We start from the raw sequence: 19,683 nt of genomic DNA, 5'->3' as shown, positions 1-19,683 counted from the left end.
TTTTTGATCTTAATTATACAGGGCAAATAAGAAAATAGTTTTAATTAAGCCAAAAAATGCAGGTGTTAAACCTGCTTTCTTTTGTTAGCAACCTTTATCCTACTGCTGACCAAGGCGAAAGGTTGTCAATGTAACTGCAAAGGCTGTAAAAAATAAACCCTTGCTCGCTAACATATTAATTTGCAGATGATTGCTGGCTACTTTTGTGTGCTTCTGCTGTACTAATAAAGCGTGTTAACAAGGCGGGCAATAAAGTTAAATCGGTGACTAAGGCAACTATCATTGCCAGTGCTGTTAGCAAACCAAATAACACGCTGGGTACGAAGTCTGAAAATGACAATAGAGCAAAACCAACACAGATGATCAGCGTGGTGAATAGCATTGCGTATCCGACGCTAAAATAGGCTTTTTTAACGGCAAACTCTGGAGTCGCATCACCATGCAAATAGTGGTGTACAAAATGAATAGTATCATCCACTGCTATACCCATCGCAATGGCTGCTATGGTAATGGTCATTAAGTCTAATGGGATATTGGCAAAACCCATCGTCGCTAAAATAATTAAGGTACAAATCACGTTTGGTACCAGAGCAACTACGGCCACTGATAAGCGTTTAAACAATATCCACATTACTAATAAAAGGGCCACATAAACGATGCCTAAGGTTAGAATTTGTGAGTTAAATAAGCGCTGCAATATATCCTGATATAGCACAAATAAATTACTCAGTTGATATTGGTCCTCTTCAATACCATTTGCTTTGAGGTCGGCACGGATGCTTTCTAAATACTCTTTGCGATTAAAGCCTTCTGTGCTGTCTTTAACTCGGCTACTTAAACGCAGTTGTTGGTGCTCTTCTGAAAAATAACTACCAATTAAGCTCTCTCTTAAGTTATCGTCAACCAATCGATAAATGGCAGTCAGTTCGTACTCTGTCAGAGGCTGGCCCTGGTTCAATTTCATAGCTAATTCAGTAAAATTGATTACTGAGGTAGCATTACCACTGGCAGGATATTGTTCAAGTATGGTTTGCGCTACTTGCAGTTGTTGAACAGCTTTGGCACTTATGGCTAAGTCTTTTTTCCGAAATTCGGGAGGGACATCAATAATAATGTCAAACGGTGTTGAGCCACCAAACTGTTGGTCAATAAAAGTTAACTCTTGGTGAGCTTTGGTATCTTCAGCAAAATAGTTGAGAAAGCTATTTTCGACGCTGAGTCTAAATAGCCCTATAACGGCAACAAAGGTCAGAACAGCAAACACGCCGATCACTTTACCTGAATTATTCAAAGTGCGATTCGACACCCATTTGAGAAACTGTTGGCTAAATTTGCCGGGTTCCGCTTTTTGGCTGCGCTTGAACAAACATAATAAGGCCGGCAAAAATATCAGTGAAAGGCAAATTGAAACAAACATAGCAATGATCATCATCCAACCAAAACTCACAACTGGTTGTATACCGCTAAATATCAACGATCCAAAACCAACCGATGTAGTAATACCAGCGTAAAAACAAGGCTTAACTTTGTCACGCAAGGTTTGGCTGACCAGCTGTTCCTGAGTAGCATCAGGATCATCATTGGCTAGCTGACGATATTGCACAATAAGATGTACGCAAATGGCTAAGGTTAGAATTAATTGTAAGGCGATAAAATTTGATGAAATTACGGTGGTTCGCAAATCAAAAATGCCAAATAACCCCATAGTCATTATCACGCTGGTTGCGCAACAAACGATAGGAATAATCACCCAACGCCAACTTCTGAATAGAACAAACAACATCACACAAATAGCCAAGCCAATTGCACTACCAAATAATTTTAAATCGGCGCGGATAATATTAATTAGTTGATGACCTAAGACGTAAGAGCCACCTAAATAGATATTGGCATTCTCTTTGACCGAATCAGCATATTCATAGATCTGCTCTATTTCTCGTTCACGCTCTTTGTTTAGCTTTTGTTTAATGGGGTCGGCTTGAGCTTTTAATTGCTCAACTTTTTCTTCATCTTGGTCGGTAAAACTGCCGCTTAAGCGTTTTTTATCCAATTCAATAATTTGCGACTCGATTCTGCTTAACTGTGCATCAGACTTAAACACAATTTGTATGGAAGTCGCTGACATTTTTTGATTAACCAGCAGGTCTGTAAATATAGGATGTTGATCAAAGATCTTACGCATTGTTTGATCATCATATTGTTTAGTTTGCCAGGTCCATTCTTTTGGATCCAAATTTGGATCGAGCTGATTCATTTGGCTCAACAAGGGCACGTTTAGTATATGCATGACCGATCTTACCCTAGGCAGCGTTTTTAATTTCTCACTCAGGCTTTGTATGTCCTTATAGCTTGCTTCACTGAAAACATCGTGCTGTTTGGGTTCGTAAGCCAGTAAGATAAACTCGTTAGGTGAAAACCTTTGATTCAATATTTGGCTTTGAATGTAGAGTTTGTTGTCTTTTGTTAGAAGCGTTTCCGCTGAGGCATCAATTTTAAAATACTGTACAAACCAAGCTAAACAAAGAGTTAACAACAGCACAGTTATTACGGTTAGCAGAGGTGCCTTGGCTTGCCAAACTGGGCGTTGTTCAGTCATTTAGCTTACTCTGCTGCTCTTCGCCTGATTCAGACTCAGGTTGTTGTGGCTGTTCTAAATATTCTTTATTCCTCAGTACCGATTGCATATACATGTTGCGGAAAAACACATAAGGATCGTCACTTTCTTTATACAGGGTCTCATAACTTTTTACCCTTGGTGAAAACTCATGAAAGCCATCGTAAGTTTGAATATACAAAGTTTGAGGTTGCTCACTAACAAAAGTCACAGGTGCAAAGGTGGTTTCGGTAAACGTAGATAGACCATTTCTAAGGTCACTTTGCCCTAAGATGGGAATGACAATAAAAGCACCTGGGCTAACATCCCAACTCGTGAGAGTATCATTTAAGGTAGTTTTTTGAACTTCAATATCGAACCATTCTGTGGCTGGGTCAAACAGACCTAGAATACCAATAGTACTATTAATGAAAAACCGACCTAAACTCGTGCCGCTTTTACTAGCGTCGGCTTGTAAAAGATGATTAATTGAATTTAAAGGCTCGCGCAAATTACTAAAAAACTGACTCACCGCCACTTCTGCCGGATCGGGCATAATCGTGGTATAACCCTTTGCAAGGGGGTTGAGCACCCAAGTATAAAAGACATGATTGAACGCAAATATAGGGCGATTGATGGATTCTAAAGGATCGTCGATTTGTTCAGTAGAATATCCCACAACAGTCGGTGCAATAGCGACAATGCCATTTGTCGTTTTTACTTCAATGGATCCTTCAGTTTCAGCTGTCGCTTGTTTTTGCTCTACACCAGTTTGAAACAGTTGACTCTGGCGTTGCTCAAGTTCAGCTTTGCTGACACAACCCATGAGTAAAGTTAATAAAACTAAGCATGCTGGAGTGGACCATTTAACGCGCTTAGAATCCATTGACTACTCCTTTAATGTCGTTTCTTGCGAAAACTATTAGCCAGTCCTATTGCCTTGCATTCAGAACCGGGATTGTTTGTATCGGCTTTTCCATAGCAATCGGTATGCTAGTGGAAACCTTAACTTCCAGTTTATAAATTTGTAATTAACGCCAGGATAAGCTGGTGGGTGAAATGTATATTAAGTGTACAGCAAGAATTGACCAAATGCCTTGCTTGTTTTGATTGAGCTCATAAGTGGCAATAGCCGAACTATGCGCCCTAACTGCTGCTCCTGAAATACAGCTTGGTAAGTTAGATGCGTCAAGTGAGGCATGGTAGTGATAAACACCATTTGGATAATCAGCCGTTACGCTGGTATGTCCGTTGCACACATCTAAATCAGTCGGCACTACAGCATTTCCTGATATAAAGTCTTGGTATGCATATATTGAGCGACACTTGTTCCTATATTCTATAGCAAAAAATGGTCTATAAGGGTACGTGCAGAGCCGTTTCCGAGTCATTAATGTGCGTTCGAAATCAGCCTATAGAGATACTCCAAGATTCAAATTAGCTGACTAGAAGTAATGAAAATTCGACTTTAAGGTAAGTTAGTAAGCTTTGTGACCTCAGTTCCACTTGCTATAGTCTAGGACTTAGCTAGTAGACGATTTACGGTTTGCAGGCTCGAAGTAATGAACGCAAGATAAATTTACTGCAAATAGTTAGGGAAGCAAACCGCTAGTGTTGCTCGTTGGCGAAATTACGGTGTATGTTCAATCAGATAAGATACATGTTAAATAGCTAATAATTTTCACAATTGAAAAAAAAGCTCTATACTTAGTTTGTCTTTGTATTTTGCATTGATTAAATATTAACAATTTGAACCTCTGTTGAGTTTTAAAGTCGTATAAACGATTTAATTAACAGCAAACTATTTTAAGGTGAATTCATCAGCGTGTTTAATCGCTTCATTAGTATCACAATGATTATCTTCATGCTCGTTGCGCAAGCAGGGGAAGCCTTTGCTGTTTCTTCAATGCCTTGTTTTGGTAGCGAAAGTAGCATGAGTATGATGATGAGTGATCTTGATGAGTCGGATAGCGAAGCAATGATGGATCATGAATGTTGTCAGCAAGAATGTGATTGTCCTGTCGCTTTGCTTTCATTAGCTGTTCTTATAGAGCTTAATGTTCAAACCATTCAGCGCAATGCACACACACAACAAATTGATGTAAATAGTCGCTTGCTTCATACCTTCATCCCACAACATAAACGCCCCCCAATATCTCTTTTTAACTTAGCAGCCTAGATCTGTCTGAACGTTACTGAAGCCCAGAGCTTCATAACTATTTTTGGATGACAGAAACGGCAAGCAATTCGATAGTAAACACCGAATAACGAGTTATAGCGTTAACGCTATGTTTAAAAAAAGAGTCAAAAATGAAATGTTCAAACATGGGTTTTGTGCCCTTATTTAACTTTAGAGATGCCGCCTTTAAAGCTGGCATTGCGGCTGTCATATTGTTCAGCAGTGCAATCTTTAGCGTTGTTGTGAGCGCGAATGAGCAAGGCCTTAGTTTGCCAGAAGCCTTGTCTATTGCCGTTAAAAATGATCCGTGGTTGACGCGCAGTGAGTTACGTCAACAAGCGATGTTAGATAGCAGTGAAGCTGTTGATACTTTGCCGAACCCAGTTGTTTCGATTGGCTTGGCAAATTTACCGACCGATGGTTTTGCCTATGACCAAGAGCCTATGACTCAACTAAAGGCCGGTGTATCGCAGCAGTTTCCTCGTGGCGAAAGCCTTGGCATGCAACGCAAACAACTCCAAGAATTAGCACAACAGCACCCCTTGTTGCGTCAGGATCGAATGGCTCGAAGCAAGGTGGCGGTATCTTCACTGTGGCTTGAGGTGTATCGTTCGCAGCAAGTCGTTTTGTTAATAGAAAATGATAGAGCGTTGTTTCAACAGCTTGCCGATATTGTCGAAGCGAGCTATTCATCCGCAGTTGGTACCGTTCGTCAGCAAGACATTGTGCGCGCACAACTGGAGCTTACTCGCCTCGAAGACCGATTAAACACGCTCATGTCCCAGAAAGAGCAGGCAGGCAGTCAACTGCTTGAGTGGCTTAGCAATGGTAACGATTGGCACGCAGTAACGAGCAACTTTGCTCAACACAAAAAAGTATCAACCAAACTACCGAACATCGAAAAATTACCATCATTTGCCATTCAAGCGTTGATGAAGGCAGAACAGAATAAGCTTGCCGAATTATTAAAGGCTCACCCTGCAATACTCGCTATTGAGCAACGCATTAACGCCGGCGAAACAGGTATCGACCTAGCCAAGCAAGCTTATAAACCTCAATGGGGCGTAAATGCGAGTTACGCCCACCGAGCAGACGACCAATTAGGTCGCAGCCGCGCCGACTTTCTTTCTCTGGGTGTCACATTCGATTTGCCCATATTTACACAAGGTGCCCAGGACAAAAGAGTTTCCGCTGCGGTTCAAGAAGCGGAAGCAATCAAAACAGACAAATTGCTAGCGCTAAGAAGTTTGATTTCGCAATTGCAATCTAGTTGGGACCGATACCAAAGGCTGCTCAAGCGCCAAGAGTTGTATGCAAATCACATTCTCATTCAAACCAGAGAGCAAGCAGAAACATCACTTACGGCTTATACCAATGATGACGGTGATTTTTCAGATGTAGTGCGTGCTCGTATTGATGATTTAAATGCACGTATTGATGTGTTGAACATTGAAGTTGATTTGCTTAAGGCGAAAGTTGAGCTTAATTATTTCTTCACCAACGACTATCGCGCAGAGCAGCAAAACCCAGAAAAGAAGAAATTAGGACAGAAAAAATTAGAACAGCATTCAATGAATGAGCAAGCATTAAACGAAGTAAAAGTAGGAGAGCAGTAATGAGCAATACAAACGATACAAGTAAAAAATATGCCCTTAAAGATGTATTGCTTGCGACCGGCTTGGCAGTAGGCGTTACTTTACTGATCGTGGCGTTGAAGTTTATGGATACTGAAGGTGACGAGACTCATGAGCCGTCGGCCAGTAAAGAAAAAGAACCCTTGTATTGGGTTGCTCCTATGGACCCAAATTTTCGCAAGGACAAACCCGGCTTATCTCCAATGGGCATGGATCTAGTACCAGTATATGCCGATGATGCCAATAGTGAAGACAGCCCGGGCACAGTTAAAATTAATCCAAATGTTGTGAATAATTTAGGCGTAAGAACTGCATTGGCCGAACGCAGAACACTCGATACGACAATAAACACCGTAGGTTACGTACAATATAGCGAAGACACTTTGGTTCATGTTCATCCTAGAGTGGAAGGTTGGGTTGAAGTGTTAAACGTAAAGTCGGCAGGCGAATATGTTGAAAAAGGCGACGCGCTTTATGCTTTATATTCACCTGAATTGGTTAATGCACAGGAAGAGTTTTTACTGGCGCTTAAACGTCAAAACAGCAATTTGATGTCCGCTGCGCGCTCTCGATTACAAGCTTTGCAAATGCCTGAAAAGGCGATTAAGCAACTAGTTGCATCAGGAAAAGTACAACAAACAGTTGTATTTACAGCGCCACAAACAGGCTTTATCGACAACTTGAATATTCGTGAAGGTTTCTACGTAAAGCCAGGCATGACCTTAATGTCTATAGCGGGTTTGAATGAAGTATGGGTAGATGCTGAAGTGTTTGAGCGACAATCAAATCTAGTGAAATTAGATTTACCTGTAACAATGACAATGGCTTATCTGCCGGGTAAAACGTGGGAAGGAAAAGTGGATTACATCTACCCAACGCTGGATGCTAACACTCGTACCTTAAGGCTAAGATTAAAATTCAATAACGAAGGGTACTTCTTAAAGCCGAATATGTTCGCACAAATCAGTATTTTCACTCAACTCTCTTCTATGAATGAGCCTAATGTTGCGGTGCCTTCAGAGGCGGTTATTCGCACTGGATCTCAAAATCGTGTTGTTCTCGCGCTTGGAGAAGGTAAGTTTAAATCCGTTGAAGTTAGCATTGGAAATGTGGTTGAAACGGAAGCAGGAAGCTTTACCGAAATCCTAGCTGGTTTGATGAACGGGGACAAAGTGGTCACCTCAGCTCAATTTTTACTGGATTCTGAAAGTAGCATTAGCTCAGACTTTACGCGCATCGGAGGTGAACTGCCTTCATCGGATGCAATGTCAGACGATGATGGTTTGGATATGGATATGGATATGGATATGGATATGGACGACACGGATGATATGTCCTCTATGCATGGTGGCGGTATGAGTATGGGATCAATGAGCGAGCCTACATGGGTAGAAGCAACCGTTGATGAAGCCATGCCAGATGAGCGAATGGTTCGCCTCACACATGGTGATATTGACGACTGGGGAATGCCGGGCATGACCATGAACTTCACAGTTGCTGAAAGTGTGGATTTTGCAAAGCTTAAAGTAGGCACAAGTTTGCAAGTTAAAATAAGTAAACCAGATAAAGGTATGTTCGAAGTAATAGGTGTGAAGCCATGATAGCAGCGATTATTAGATGGTCGGTCTTCAACCGATTCTTTGTGCTTCTTTGCACTTTCATTGTCATTGGCGGCGGTTTAATTACACTCAAAAACACGCCAGTGGATGCCTTACCCGATTTATCTGATGTACAGGTGATCATTAAAACAAGCTATCCAGGACAAGCGCCACAAGTTGTGGAAGACCAAGTTACCTATCCGCTCACTACCGCGATGCTATCTGTGCCGGGCGCTAAAACCGTGAGAGGCTTTTCGTTTTTTGGTGATTCCTATGTGTATGTCATTTTCGATGATGCTACTGATTTATATTGGGCAAGAAGCCGAGTTCTTGAGTATTTATCGCAAGTAACTCCAAATCTTCCTGACAGTGCCAAGCCTCAATTAGGGCCCGATGCAACGGGTGTGGGCTGGGTCTATATCTATGCTCTGGCTGACAAAACTGGCCAACACGATATTAGCGAATTGCGAAGCCTCCAGGATTGGTTCTTAAAGTATGAACTACAAACCGTCGCAGGTGTGTCTGAAGTCGCTACAGCCGGTGGTATGGTAAAGCAGTATCAAGTCAAAATTGATCCCGACAAATTGCGTGCTTATGGGATCCCATTGTCACATGTGCAAATGGCGATTAAGCAGGGTAATCAGGAAATAGGCGCTTCAGTTGTCGAGCTTGCAGAAGCAGAATATATGGTTCGCACAACGGGATATATTGAAAACAAGCAAGATATCGAGAACATTCCCCTAGGCAAAAGTACTAACGATAATGGCGTCACGATATTAATCAAAGACATTGCTGAAGTAGTCGTTGGCCCACAAATGCGTCGTGGCGTGACGGATCTTAATGGTGAAGGGGAAACGGTCGGCGGTATTGTTGTGATGCGCTTTGGCGAGAATGCACAGCAAACCATCGATGCAGTGAAGCTCAAACTAGAAGAGCTCAAGAAAGGGCTTCCTGACGGGGTAGAAATTATTCCTGTCTATGATCGTTCCGCATTAATTGAGCGCGCTGTGGACAACTTAAGCATGAAGCTTCTGGAAGAGTTTATTGTCGTTGCCTTGGTGTGCGTGGCCTTTCTCTTCCATTTGCGTTCATCACTGGTCGCCATCATCACGCTGCCGGTGGGTATCCTAGTTGCCTTTATCATCATGTATATGCAAGGCATTAACGCAAATATCATGTCTTTAGGTGGCATTGCTATCGCGATTGGCGCTATGGTGGATGGTGCGATAGTGATGATAGAAAACATGCACAAACACATCGAAAAAACGCCTCTAACCAAGGAAAACAGATGGCAGATAGTTATAGATTCGGCGAGTGAAGTCGGGCCCGCCTTGTTTTCTAGCCTGCTGATCATTACTGTCAGTTTTCTACCTGTGTTTACCTTAGAGGCGCAAGAAGGACGTATGTTCTCTCCCTTGGCTTATACCAAAACATACGCCATGGCTGCCGCCGCAATATTAGCGATCACCTTAGTTCCGGTGCTGATGGGTTATTTTATTCGCGGAAAAATTCTAGCTGAACATAAAAACCCCGTTAATCGTTTTCTGTCATGGTTGTATTTACCGGCTTTAAAAACGCTTATGAGCTTCCCTAAAACGACGTTGCTTGCCGCTTTGATTATATTGGTAGTGGGGTTTTGGCCAGTGAGCAAAATAGGCAGTGAGTTTATTCCGCCTTTAGATGAGGGCGATTTGATGTACATGCCCACAACCTATGCAGGCGTATCAGTTGGCAAAGCCAGAGAGATATTGCAGCAAACCAACAAGCTCATCTATACCATCCCAGAAGTAGAAACGGTCTTCGGAAAAGTTGGCCGCGCTGATACTGCAACCGACCCTGCTCCTCTAACGATGATTGAAAGCTTTATTCAACTGAAGCCAAAAGAGCAATGGCGTACCGGACTGAGCACTGAGGATTTAATAGCAGAGTTCGATAGTCTGTTGGATATCCCGGGCTTAACCAATGCTTGGGTCATGCCGATTAAAACCCGTATTGATATGCTAGCTACCGGTATTAAAACGCCAGTAGGCATCAAAATTGGTGGGCGTGATTTAAATGAGATCCAACAAATTGGCCAGCAGATTGAAAAAATACTTAGCAAGGTTGAAGGAACTGCCTCAGTTTATTCTGAGCGAGTGGCTGGCGGCCGCTACATCAAAGTAGATATTCAACGCGAAAAAGCTGCGCGATATGGTTTAAACATAGCAGATGTGCAGTCAATCATTGCGAGTGCAGTGGGCGGCATGAATGTGACACAAAGCGTTGAAGGGCTCGAACGCTACCCTGTAAATATTCGCTATCCACAATCTTATCGTTCTTCGCCTGAAGCTTTGGAATTGTTGCCTATTGTTACTCCGCAAGGCAAGCGTATCGCACTCGCAGATGTGGCGAATGTGTTTATCGAGGACGGTCCTCCTGGGATTAAAAGTGAAAATGCACGGCCTAATGGTTGGGTCTTCATTGATATAGAGAATATTGACTTGGGAAGCTATGTTGCGAAGGCGCAGGCAGCAGTCAACGAGCAGCTTGACTTACCAGCGGGTTATTCGATTACCTGGTCTGGACAATATGAGTACATGTTAAGGGCCCAAGAAAAGCTGACATATGTCTTGCCCTTAACCTTGATGATTATCATTGTCTTGTTGTATTTAAACTTCAAAAACATCACTGAGGTTGTCATGATCATGGGGACGCTTCCCTTAGCAATGGTGGGTAGCATTTGGTTGATATATTGGGAAGGATTTAACTTTTCAGTGGCTGTAGGTGTCGGCTTTATCGCGCTAGCAGGAGTCGCAGTTGAAATTGGGGTGATCATGTTGGTTTACCTGAATCAAGCATTCAATAGCATGCTAGCGGACTGCAAAGAGAGAGGAATAGATCCTACGGCGGATAAGCTGTTCTCAGCAGTATTGAACGGTGCAGCGCTTAGAGTGCGCCCTGTGATGATGACAGCGGCGACCATCATCATTGGTTTGTTACCTATTCTGTATGGAGTAGGAACTGGCTCTGAAGTGATGAGCAGAATTGCAGCGCCAATGGTTGGCGGTATGGTAAGTGTATTGCTTTTAACCTTGCTAATCCTGCCTGTGATCTATTTAATATGGAAACGAATGCAGTTAAGGAAGCAGTTTGGTGGTTTTTAAATGGTAGCCTTATTTCGCCGATACCACCGATGGCTTATGGTGTTTGTTGGTTTACAGTTTCTTATATGGTCGCTCAGTGGTTTGTACATGGTGCTAGTGGATATTCATAGCATTCATGGTGAAGACATATTGAGCACCAAGAAACCGACTTTTTCCGCCAATCAAGCCAATCAATCTAACGATGCGATTGGCTATGATATTAATGAATTACTCTCTAATTATCCTGAAGCGAAAAACGTTACTTTAGGGTGGCTAGGTGATCAGGTTGTGTATCGATTTCAGTTAAATGGGCCCAAGTTAATTGATGCTAACACGGGGAAAGCCATTGAAAAAATCACTGAAAATTTGGCCGCTCACATTGCCCTCACCAGTTTAGCTGAAGCAAGAGAAATTGCCGACATAGAACTCATTACAAAAAACCCTCCGAGTGAGATAGGTTCGCGCGCTTTACCATTATGGCGAGTGGAATTTGTTGGCGTAAATTCGCCTACTTTATATATCAGCAATTCAACTGGTAAAGTCCTTACCGTTAGGCAAAATACTTGGCGTGCTTTCGATTTGTTCTGGCGCCTTCATATTATGGATTACTATGAAGGTGAAGATATCAATAATCTACTTTTGAATATCTTCAGCGTTAGTGGCTTGTTGGCTGCGTTGTCTGGTCTTGTGCTACTTGCTTTTCGCCTTTTTAAGAATGATGTTACAGAGGCTGGGATATGAGTTTCAAGCAAATTCATAAATGGGTTTCACTTGTTGTTTTTGCACAATTGCTGATATGGCTTGCGACTGGATTTTTGCTGGGGAAGGTCGATTCAAATACTGCTGGTGGAAGGGATACCTTACTTCATCAAAGTTCTAAATCGATGGCTCATTTTTATGAACAGGTCGATGTGCAGGAGAATGAACAAGAAAGTGAACAGATAAATGAGGAGAACAACAAACTCCCCCAGCCATTCGTCAGCATGAATAGCCTGCTAAAAGATTTCCCATCTGCGACGCAAGTAAGGCTAACTTATTTGTTAAACCATCCTGTTTACGAGATAAAATTAGCTGCAGGAGCACATGCCTTTGAAGCTTCTGATTACAGGCTAGTTGATGCGCTTAGTGGTGAACTGATCGATTTGAGTAACCCTAAATTGGCATCAAAGAATGAGGATTTAATTTACGCCTTGGCCTTTCAATCACATAAAGAATATGTGGCAAGGTTGTCAAATAAATCACCGGACGAAGTTCTTGGCGTAGCATTAAATGGACTATCATGGTCTAACGACGAAAACTCACTAACTCAGTTCAAATCTAAAGAGAGTGCCCAACTGCTTCACCCACCTATCGAAGACTTAGCCAGAGAACGCAATGCTGTTTGGCAGGTTAATTTAAATGACCCAGAGCAAACCAGTATTTATATAAGAGCGCAAACAGGGCAGGTAATTGCGCATGTTAATGAAGTCACAAGGTGGCGTGATTTGTTGTTAATGCTGCACTTTATGGATTATACGCAGGAAGGCAACTTCAATAATTGGTTCATTAAAATTTTCGCGCTACTCACACTTTTGTTAGCAGGTACAGGAGTCTGGTGCTTAGGTCGTTTATTCAAGGATGGTCAGCTTAAAATTACTTGGTTTACAGGTGATAAACATTTTGTGATTCAAGTAGCACAAACTAAAGGAGCAAAAAATGCTGAATCGGTTTCGATAAAGGCTCATCCGAACTCAACCGTTCTTGCTGGTTTACTCGATAATGATATTGATATTCAGGCGATATGTGGCGGAGGAGGCGAGTGTGGAACATGCAAATTTAAAGGCAGTACTGATATACCAATAACGCAAGCAGACCGCAAACATATTAAAGACTCTGACTTGGATTTTGGATATCGCTTAGCTTGTCAGCATCACCTAAAAGAGGTGGATTGTATAAGTTTGCATAGCTTATTTTAGAATTGTAAGAACCGTTTTCCTTGCTACAGCATCGTCATCCTTGCTACAGCATCGTCATCCTTGCTACAGCATCGTCATCCTTGCGCAGGCAAGGAACTCCCACCATTTTTTTCAAACTTAAAAACATACTCTTAACTTTGAGTAAACGACATAAGATCCTCGCCTTCGCGAGGAAGACGGGCTTTTAAAACCTCGCCTTCGCGAGGAAGACGGGCTTATAGAACCTCGCCTTCGCACGGAAGACGCGAGCTTTTAGATCCTCGTCTTCGCAAGGAAGATGGGGTCTCTGAGCCCCGTGCTTTCGTGAATGATTTACTTTTTACGTGCTGAAAGTGTCAAACCGATGATACCCAAAGCAAAAAGGGCTATGAATGAAGGCTCTGGAACAGCTCTAGCATTAGCGCTGATAGAGTATTCTCTTCTCTGTCCTGATGCCATCACAACAGTGTCACCCACGTTAACACTCCCAGTAGGGCTAGTACTTTCATATTTCCAATTCACTTGATCACTGCTGTTAGCATCGTATTCAAAAACACCTTTGTCACCACCAAACCACCAGCCAACAAAATCGCCGGCTTGTGCTTGAATTTGATTGCCATTAGCAATTGCTAAATTGACTAAGCCAAAGGTGCCTGCACCGCTACTAAACATGTTCTCAGCAATCAACATAAATTCATTTGCGTTTGATGTTGCACGATATATTTGAAGTGCAAAAGCGGCGTTCTCTCTACCTTGCCTAACCCATATATCCCACGATTCAATGACAGAATCTTCTGTAAACATCAATGTTGTGTCTACAAAGTTGATATATGTAGCTCCGTCAACGCTAACTCTATCAATTACATCGTTACCGATAATTGATGACTGTGCCTGACTACTAATCAACAGCATTAAAATAACTAATATTTTGTTTCTCATGGTCTGAGTACTACCTTTTGTAATTATAGAAAGCGCTATATAGCGCCCGTTGTCTATTCAATTTAACCTAAATGCAAAAAGTAGACCTTTAATTGAATTAATAATTATTTCAGATGCTTAGAGTTTTTGTGTGTTTGTTTTTAAGGCGTTTAACTGTGTTTGAATATTATGTGTAAAAATAGCTGACACTTGGTTGTTTGTATTTTATACAGTTTTCTTTCAACCCTTCTAATTGTTTTGGAGATTCCTGCCTTCGCAGGAACGACGGGATATTCCTAGGAATGACGGGGTATTCGCAGGAACGACGGGATATTCCTAGGAATGACCGGGTATTCGGAGGAGCGACGATGTATAAATCTGCTTTTTGTTTTGGAGGTTCCTGCCTTCGCAGGAATGACGGTATGTTGCAGGAATGACGGTATGTTGCAGGAATGACGGTATGTCGTAGGAATGACGGTATGTTGCAGGAATGACGGTATGTTGCAGGAATGACGGTATGTTGCAGGAACGACGGTATGTCGTAGGAACGACGGGGGATAAAGCGCTATTTATAACAAATAACACTTTCCCAATTAACGCGTTGATCGCCAAGTACAACGAAATCTGGGTTTTCAACAGAGTCGCGTTGGTTATAACTGAGTTCGTCGAAAGTGGCAGCAACAATTCTTCCGCCGGCTTCGTTAATGATACATTGAGATGCGCCCGTATCCCACTCACCCGTAATACCTAAGCGCATGAACACATCCGCTTTTCCTTCGGCAATAAAGCAGGCCTTTAAGGAGCAACTGCCGGCAGGAAGTGTTTGATATACGCGTTGATCTGACATTCTGTCGAAGACTCTTTCACGAGATTGTCTGCGGCTAATAGCGATCATAATGACGTCTTCGGCGGGTGCTTTAAATTGTCTAACGTTGATCTTTTTGGTTTCGACACTGCAACGCTTATAGGCACCTTGATCTTTACTTGCAAAGTATAAAGTCTCGCCAGCTGGCCAATAAATAACACCTATGACCGGTTCGTTGTTTTCAATTAGGGCAATGTTAACGGCAAAATCACCAGAACGGGCGATGAATTCCTGCGTACCGTCAATGGGATCGATTAGCCAATATCGCGTCCATTTTGAACGCTCTGCAAGCGGCAGTTGAGGCGTTTCTTCCGACATGATTGGAATGTCGGGCGTTTGTTCTTGTAGCATATTCATGATGATATCGTTTGCTCGATAATCTGCGCTCGTTACCGGCGATTCATCTTCTTTTTCGTAAGCCTCAAATGTGCCTTTGTCATAAATTTCTAAGACTTCTTTACCTGCTGTACAGGCGGCTTCTTTGGCTATATCTAATAACTCTGCAATGGAATGGTGCACTTATGTATTTTCCTTCTTCCACTTTTGTAATAAGAGTAATGCAGCAACGCATCGAGCTTCAACAAAATCCTCTCTTGCTAGCAGTTCGTCGACATTCGCTATAGGCCATTCAATTACCTCCAATGGCTCTGGTTCATCTCCCTCGAGCGATTGGTGTGACAAACCTTCAGCGATCAAAATATGCATTTTCGCATCAAAAAATGTAGGGGCCATATGCACGGTGTGCAGCGGGTGAAGTTGGCTTGCTATATAACCAACCTCTTCCTGCAATTCTCGATTAGCTGCTTGCTCAGGACTCTCACCTGGGTCAATTAAACCTTTGGGGAATCCGAGTTGATAGGAGTGCGTTCCGCAAGCATATTCGCGAATAAGTAACATAGTGTCAGCATCTTTCAATGGCACAATCATGACTGCGCCTCGGCCTGAACCTGCCATTCTTTCGAATTCTCGGGTGGCACCATTACTAAATTCAAGATCAAGTTTTTCGATTTTGAAAAATTTTGATTTAGCCACAATTTCCGAATTATGGACGATGGGCAACACTTTGTTATTGTCTATTTTACTCATTCCTGATTCACGTTAAACTGTGGCGTCTTTAATTGCTTTATAAGCTTACATTATCACAAGGAAATTCGCTTGGCACTCTTACCTTGGCATAACATTGAAACTGTTTTATTGGATATGGACGGGACACTTCTCGATTTGCATTTCGATAATCAATTTTGGCTAGAACATATTCCACAAAAGCTTGCGGAAAAAGAAGGTAAAAACATTGAGCTATGTCGGCAAGAAATGCGTGAATCCTACGCTAAAGTTGAAGGCCAGATTGAGTGGTATTGTCTTGATTATTGGACTGAACAACTTGGCCTCGATATTGTGGAAGCCAAACAAGAAATTGCGCATCTAATCAGTTTACGACCCGATACCATTCCATTTTTAGATGCTTTGAAAGCAAAAAATAAGAAAGTGGTTCTAGTGACGAACGCTCACCCTGGAAGCTTGTCCTTAAAAGTTGAGAAGACCCAATTAGATACACATATTGATGAGCTAATATCGACTCACCAATTTGGCGTCACCAAGGAGTCACAATTACTTTGGGAAAGGTTACAAGCGCACTTGCAGTTTGACCCTGCTAAAACTTTATTTGTGGATGATAGCCAAGCGATCCTAGATGCGGCAAAAACCTATGGAATTGGCTATACATTGGGTATCACTAATCCGGATAGCAAAAAGCCTGAAAACAAGTTGCATGGACATATTACGACGAATGATTATTTGTCGTTTTTAGATGATATTTGTTAGTTGCGCAATATTAAATTCCTTTAAAAAACGAGCAACGTAGCCGAATGAAACGTCGTTCAAAATTAGTCGAATCAAAAATTACATAAAAATATTCGGATAAAAAGCAGATTGAAAATAGCCAAATGAAAATAATTGTAGCGTCTAAAAATCCAGTCAAAATCGATGCAGCTCGAACTAGTTTCGCGAGCGCTTTTCCCGCTGAAACATTAGAAGTAGTGGCGGTAGACGCGCCGTCCTTAGTGAGTGAGCAACCTATGAGTGCCACCGAAACTCGTGATGGTGCGGTGAATCGAGTGAAATATTGCCAACAACGTCATACGGCAGATTATTATGTGAGTTACGAAGGTGGGGTTGATGTTCTAGACGAAATCCCAAGCACTTACGCCGTAGTATGTATTGCCAACAAAGATCGACTCCAGACCGGACGAACGGCGTCACTCCCATTACCTAATCAAATTTATCAAAAGCTAAAGGCTGGCGGCGAACTTGGTCCAGCGATGGACGAGATGTTTAATACTGTCAATATAAAGCAAAAAGGCGGAGCGATAGGACAGCTAAGTAATGGCTTGGAAACTCGCAAAAGCATCTACGTAAGCGCTACACTTCTTAGCCTTAGTGTGTTTTTCTACCCAAATTTATACGATTAGTACTCTAAATTCGCTCTTGAGTATTTGTTCCTTCCAGAGTTTTTAGCTTCAAATAAGGCACCATCAGCGGCTTGAAATAAAGCCAGTGGCTCATCTTCAGCTTTAGGTGATGATGTGGCGACTCCAACACTAATCGTCACACGGTCATGATTTGGTGCACCTTGATTAGCAATATTTAAATGAGAGACAGTTTGTATTAGGTCTCTCGCTTTAGCCTCCGCGCCCATTGCATCACAATCGCACAATATAAGTACGAATTCTTCACCACCAATTCGAGCGAACAGGTCACCGGGTCTGCGACTCAATGAATGCAAATTGTGCGCAATCTTTATTAAACAATCATCACCCACATTGTGTCCATAAAAATCATTAAACTGCTTAAAAAAATCGATATCGATTAGCAACATGGAAATTGGTTGGGCGTAACGAATACTTCGCGACCACTCTCTTTGCAATGTTTCATTATACTTCCGTCGATTTGCGACTTGTGTCAGCGGGTCGGTGTAAGCCAATGACTCTAATAAGTATCCCTGTCTTTTTAGTTTGAGGTGAGTTGAAATTCGTGCCTTCATTTCTGGGATAAGGACAGGCTTTGTAATGTAGTCGACGCATCCGAGTGCGAAGCCTTGCACTTTGCTATCAATATCGTCGACGCCACTAGCAAAGATAACAGGAATGTGAGAGGTCAGTTCATCGGTTTTTAGCAATCGACAAATTTCAAAGCCACCAAGGTCGGGCATAACAACGTCGAGAATAATGAGATCTGGTTGAGGTATTCTTCGCGCGAAACTGATAGCCTCATTGCCCGACCTTGCGAACTGACAATGATATTCTTTGCTTAAGCCATGCAAATAAAAGCGAAGTTGAGTGGGATCGTCATCCACGACGAGCAAGCGAGATTTTTTAGAATCTATTGAATCAATAGTGTAGTTGGTTGCGACTTGTCTTAAATGCATACACGGTTTCCCACTAATACATATACTTTCGTCTAATGTGACTACCAAAATAGTACAAAAAACACACAACTTAAAGTCTTATTTGATAAATTTGCTCAAATTCTTAATTGAAAGTGTAAAGGTATAGTCTAGCAAACTTATAAATTGATGTTTCGATAGCCCTGGCTGTCAGCTGCGCCAAAGAAATTAGCACTCTGATGAACTTCTTTTGGTAAGTCACTAGCCGGTTTGAAGCGACCATTTATTTTGTACTTACCGGCAACCGATAATAATACTTTTGCATCAAGATTTAGCTTGTTATCAGGCAGTATTTGAATCGAAAACTGTTCACCCTCACAGGCCAAATTAGCATCAAAATTACCGAAATCAATTACGCCAGTTGGCCCACTTACGGTGCCTTTTAGCCAACTCCCTTTTCCTGCTAGATTGATGCAGGCATTGTTAAATTCGAAATCTTGGATATCAACTCTGAAACGGCCATCTGCTGTTACAGGCACAGGCATGGGTACTTGAGCCATGACACTGCGTGCGGGCAAGAATAGTTTTAATTCTTGTGCGCTTATATTCTGCACATTAAACAAAGAAGCACTAATGTTGCCTTTCACATATGTTTGCTGCGTATCTCTAATTTTCCCGCCGTTAAGATCGATACTTGCTTTACCTAATAGCAATGACCATGGCGATAATTCCCAGCGCAAATTATTGATAGCAATGCCTTGAGCAATCACCTTATCAACTCTTCCAGACCATAATGTACCTTCAACACTGCCAATACTTACGGGTAATTTGGGGTTATTTTTCTGCACAAACGCCAGAACATGTGCCGCTGGAATATAAGCAACGAGCAATATTAAATAAGTAAAAATAGCCAGTACGACCCATTTCCAAGGCTTCATCTTTAACATATTAACGCTTTCCTAGTTGCAATCGACGAACCTGCACGTAGCCTGCATTGTTCGTTTCGGTAATATCAGATTGAATGACAATAACGCCTCTGCGCTCAAGTTGATCTAACCACGTGATAAGGTCAGAAAAAAGAACTTCGTCCACAGTTATTTGTAAGTTGTCGCCAACAGGCTGCATACGGGCAACTTGAATATTGCTGCTACGAGTAGTTTGATTGACCAATTGTGTGAGTGAACCATTGAATGTGGCGCCAGAAGCGGAACGGCGCAAAGTAGCGGCTCTGCTAGCTTGATCTTCAACCCAAACGGCGAATGCGGTTTGGTTTTCAAGCAATGTTTGTTGGCGCGCTAAGGTGTTATTTAGAGGCGCCCATAATGCGAAATAGAAAATCATGATGACGGATACGATACCGACCACGCTCACCATTTTTTGTTCGCGTTCTGACAACGCGTAAAACCATCCAAAATACTTTTTCATACTAACCTTTTTATGATTAATTAGGACGAATAG

General features: G+C 42.1%; 17 protein-coding genes. 8 read left to right on the top strand and 9 right to left on the bottom strand.

The window, feature by feature from the left end; genetic code table 11:
• Positions 1-175: 175 nt before the first annotated feature.
• The 3 genes from ACKLNX_RS05635 to ACKLNX_RS05625 form a co-directional block, all read right to left on the bottom strand.
• Positions 176-2,596, bottom strand: a complete 2,421-nt coding sequence (locus tag ACKLNX_RS05635) for an efflux RND transporter permease subunit (RefSeq protein WP_412971583.1) — start codon at positions 2,594-2,596, stop codon at positions 176-178.
• Positions 2,589-3,479, bottom strand: coding sequence for a VacJ family lipoprotein (locus ACKLNX_RS05630; protein WP_412971582.1), 891 nt, complete (start codon positions 3,477-3,479; stop codon positions 2,589-2,591). Before ACKLNX_RS05630 ends, ACKLNX_RS05635 begins: the two co-directional genes overlap by 8 nt.
• 145 nt (positions 3,480-3,624) lie before the next feature.
• A complete protein-coding gene (locus ACKLNX_RS05625; RefSeq protein ID WP_412971581.1) occupies positions 3,625-3,870 on the bottom strand; it encodes a YHYH protein in 246 nt (81 codons plus the stop codon).
• A gap of 548 nt (positions 3,871-4,418) precedes the next feature.
• Here ACKLNX_RS05625 and ACKLNX_RS05620 point away from each other — a divergent pair.
• From ACKLNX_RS05620 to ACKLNX_RS05595, 6 genes are all read left to right on the top strand, one after another.
• Complete coding sequence (locus tag ACKLNX_RS05620; RefSeq protein ID WP_412971580.1) at positions 4,419-4,772, top strand: hypothetical protein; 354 nt, start codon at positions 4,419-4,421, stop codon at positions 4,770-4,772.
• Positions 4,773-4,903: 131 nt separating this feature from the next.
• A complete protein-coding gene (locus tag ACKLNX_RS05615) occupies positions 4,904-6,388 on the top strand; it encodes a TolC family protein (protein ID WP_412971579.1) in 1,485 nt (494 codons plus the stop codon).
• Positions 6,388-8,007: an efflux RND transporter periplasmic adaptor subunit gene (locus ACKLNX_RS05610; protein ID WP_412971578.1), complete on the top strand. Its 1,620-nt coding sequence runs from the start codon at positions 6,388-6,390 to the stop codon at positions 8,005-8,007. Before ACKLNX_RS05615 ends, ACKLNX_RS05610 begins: the two co-directional genes overlap by 1 nt.
• Complete coding sequence (locus ACKLNX_RS05605; RefSeq protein ID WP_412971577.1) at positions 8,004-11,147, top strand: efflux RND transporter permease subunit; 3,144 nt, start codon at positions 8,004-8,006, stop codon at positions 11,145-11,147. The genes ACKLNX_RS05610 and ACKLNX_RS05605 overlap by 4 nt, the downstream gene beginning before the upstream one ends.
• Entirely contained in the window at positions 11,148-11,867 is a 720-nt protein-coding gene (locus ACKLNX_RS05600; RefSeq protein ID WP_412971576.1) for a PepSY domain-containing protein, read from the top strand.
• Positions 11,864-13,081 carry a 2Fe-2S iron-sulfur cluster-binding protein gene (locus tag ACKLNX_RS05595; RefSeq protein WP_412971575.1) on the top strand — a complete coding sequence of 406 codons (1,218 nt, stop codon included), beginning with the start codon at positions 11,864-11,866 and terminating at the stop codon, positions 13,079-13,081. Before ACKLNX_RS05600 ends, ACKLNX_RS05595 begins: the two co-directional genes overlap by 4 nt.
• 312 nt (positions 13,082-13,393) lie before the next feature.
• Here the strand turns inward: ACKLNX_RS05595 and ACKLNX_RS05590 are convergent, their stop codons facing one another.
• The 3 genes from ACKLNX_RS05590 to nudE form a co-directional block, all read right to left on the bottom strand.
• On the bottom strand, positions 13,394-13,999 hold the full coding sequence (locus ACKLNX_RS05590) for a PEP-CTERM sorting domain-containing protein (RefSeq protein WP_412971574.1): 606 nt from the start codon (positions 13,997-13,999) through the stop codon (positions 13,394-13,396).
• 544 nt (positions 14,000-14,543) lie between these two features.
• Positions 14,544-15,362 carry a 3'(2'),5'-bisphosphate nucleotidase CysQ gene (gene cysQ, locus ACKLNX_RS05585; protein ID WP_412971573.1) on the bottom strand — a complete coding sequence of 273 codons (819 nt, stop codon included), beginning with the start codon at positions 15,360-15,362 and terminating at the stop codon, positions 14,544-14,546.
• Positions 15,363-15,929, bottom strand: a complete 567-nt coding sequence (gene nudE, locus ACKLNX_RS05580; RefSeq protein WP_412971572.1) for an ADP compounds hydrolase NudE — start codon at positions 15,927-15,929, stop codon at positions 15,363-15,365. It lies immediately after the preceding gene.
• Positions 15,930-15,998: 69 nt separating this feature from the next.
• On the opposite strand from nudE, the gene yrfG reads away from it, so the two are divergent.
• Positions 15,999-16,664 carry a GMP/IMP nucleotidase gene (yrfG, locus tag ACKLNX_RS05575; protein ID WP_412971571.1) on the top strand — a complete coding sequence of 222 codons (666 nt, stop codon included), beginning with the start codon at positions 15,999-16,001 and terminating at the stop codon, positions 16,662-16,664.
• Between the two features lie 122 nt (positions 16,665-16,786).
• The gene (gene yjjX / locus ACKLNX_RS05570; protein ID WP_412971570.1) at positions 16,787-17,311 is read left to right on the top strand and encodes an inosine/xanthosine triphosphatase; all 525 of its coding nucleotides are present in this window, start codon (positions 16,787-16,789) and stop codon (positions 17,309-17,311) included.
• Here the strand turns inward: yjjX and ACKLNX_RS05565 are convergent.
• The 3 genes from ACKLNX_RS05565 to gspM all read right to left on the bottom strand — a co-directional run bounded on the left by ACKLNX_RS05565 (position 17,308) and on the right by gspM (position 19,650).
• Entirely contained in the window at positions 17,308-18,267 is a 960-nt protein-coding gene (locus ACKLNX_RS05565; protein WP_412971569.1) for a diguanylate cyclase domain-containing protein, read from the bottom strand. The two genes, yjjX and ACKLNX_RS05565, sit on opposite strands and share 4 nt — an antisense overlap.
• A 137-nt stretch (positions 18,268-18,404) precedes the next feature.
• A complete protein-coding gene (locus ACKLNX_RS05560; RefSeq protein WP_412971568.1) occupies positions 18,405-19,172 on the bottom strand; it encodes a type II secretion system protein N in 768 nt (255 codons plus the stop codon).
• Position 19,173: 1 nt separating this feature from the next.
• Positions 19,174-19,650: a type II secretion system protein GspM gene (gene gspM / locus ACKLNX_RS05555; protein WP_412971567.1), complete on the bottom strand. Its 477-nt coding sequence runs from the start codon at positions 19,648-19,650 to the stop codon at positions 19,174-19,176.
• Positions 19,651-19,683 lie beyond the last annotated feature (33 nt).

Origin of the sequence: Glaciecola sp. MF2-115 (assembly GCF_047250385.1) — a bacterium.
GTDB lineage: Bacteria > Pseudomonadota > Gammaproteobacteria > Enterobacterales > Alteromonadaceae > Glaciecola.
The sequence above is the reverse complement of the archived record's forward strand: the minus strand, read 5'-3'. Positions and strand labels throughout refer to the sequence as shown.

Excerpts from the sequence above, each read along its gene's own strand:
- ACKLNX_RS05635 (WP_412971583.1), bottom strand. The coding sequence starts at position 2,596 with ATGACTGAACAACGCCCAGTTTGGCAAGCCAAGGCACCTCTGCTAACC.
- ACKLNX_RS05630 (WP_412971582.1), bottom strand. The coding sequence starts at position 3,479 with ATGGATTCTAAGCGCGTTAAATGGTCCACTCCAGCATGCTTAGTTTTA.
- ACKLNX_RS05615 (WP_412971579.1), top strand. The coding sequence starts at position 4,904 with ATGAAATGTTCAAACATGGGTTTTGTGCCCTTATTTAACTTTAGAGAT.
- ACKLNX_RS05610 (WP_412971578.1), top strand. The coding sequence starts at position 6,388 with ATGAGCAATACAAACGATACAAGTAAAAAATATGCCCTTAAAGATGTA.
- ACKLNX_RS05605 (WP_412971577.1), top strand. The coding sequence starts at position 8,004 with ATGATAGCAGCGATTATTAGATGGTCGGTCTTCAACCGATTCTTTGTG.
- ACKLNX_RS05600 (WP_412971576.1), top strand. The coding sequence starts at position 11,148 with ATGGTAGCCTTATTTCGCCGATACCACCGATGGCTTATGGTGTTTGTT.
- ACKLNX_RS05595 (WP_412971575.1), top strand. The coding sequence starts at position 11,864 with ATGAGTTTCAAGCAAATTCATAAATGGGTTTCACTTGTTGTTTTTGCA.
- ACKLNX_RS05590 (WP_412971574.1), bottom strand. The coding sequence starts at position 13,999 with ATGAGAAACAAAATATTAGTTATTTTAATGCTGTTGATTAGTAGTCAG.
- nudE (WP_412971572.1), bottom strand. The coding sequence starts at position 15,929 with ATGAGTAAAATAGACAATAACAAAGTGTTGCCCATCGTCCATAATTCG.
- yjjX (WP_412971570.1), top strand. The coding sequence starts at position 16,787 with ATGAAAATAATTGTAGCGTCTAAAAATCCAGTCAAAATCGATGCAGCT.
- ACKLNX_RS05565 (WP_412971569.1), bottom strand. The coding sequence starts at position 18,267 with ATGCATTTAAGACAAGTCGCAACCAACTACACTATTGATTCAATAGAT.
- ACKLNX_RS05560 (WP_412971568.1), bottom strand. The coding sequence starts at position 19,172 with ATGTTAAAGATGAAGCCTTGGAAATGGGTCGTACTGGCTATTTTTACT.
- gspM (WP_412971567.1), bottom strand. The coding sequence starts at position 19,650 with ATGAAAAAGTATTTTGGATGGTTTTACGCGTTGTCAGAACGCGAACAA.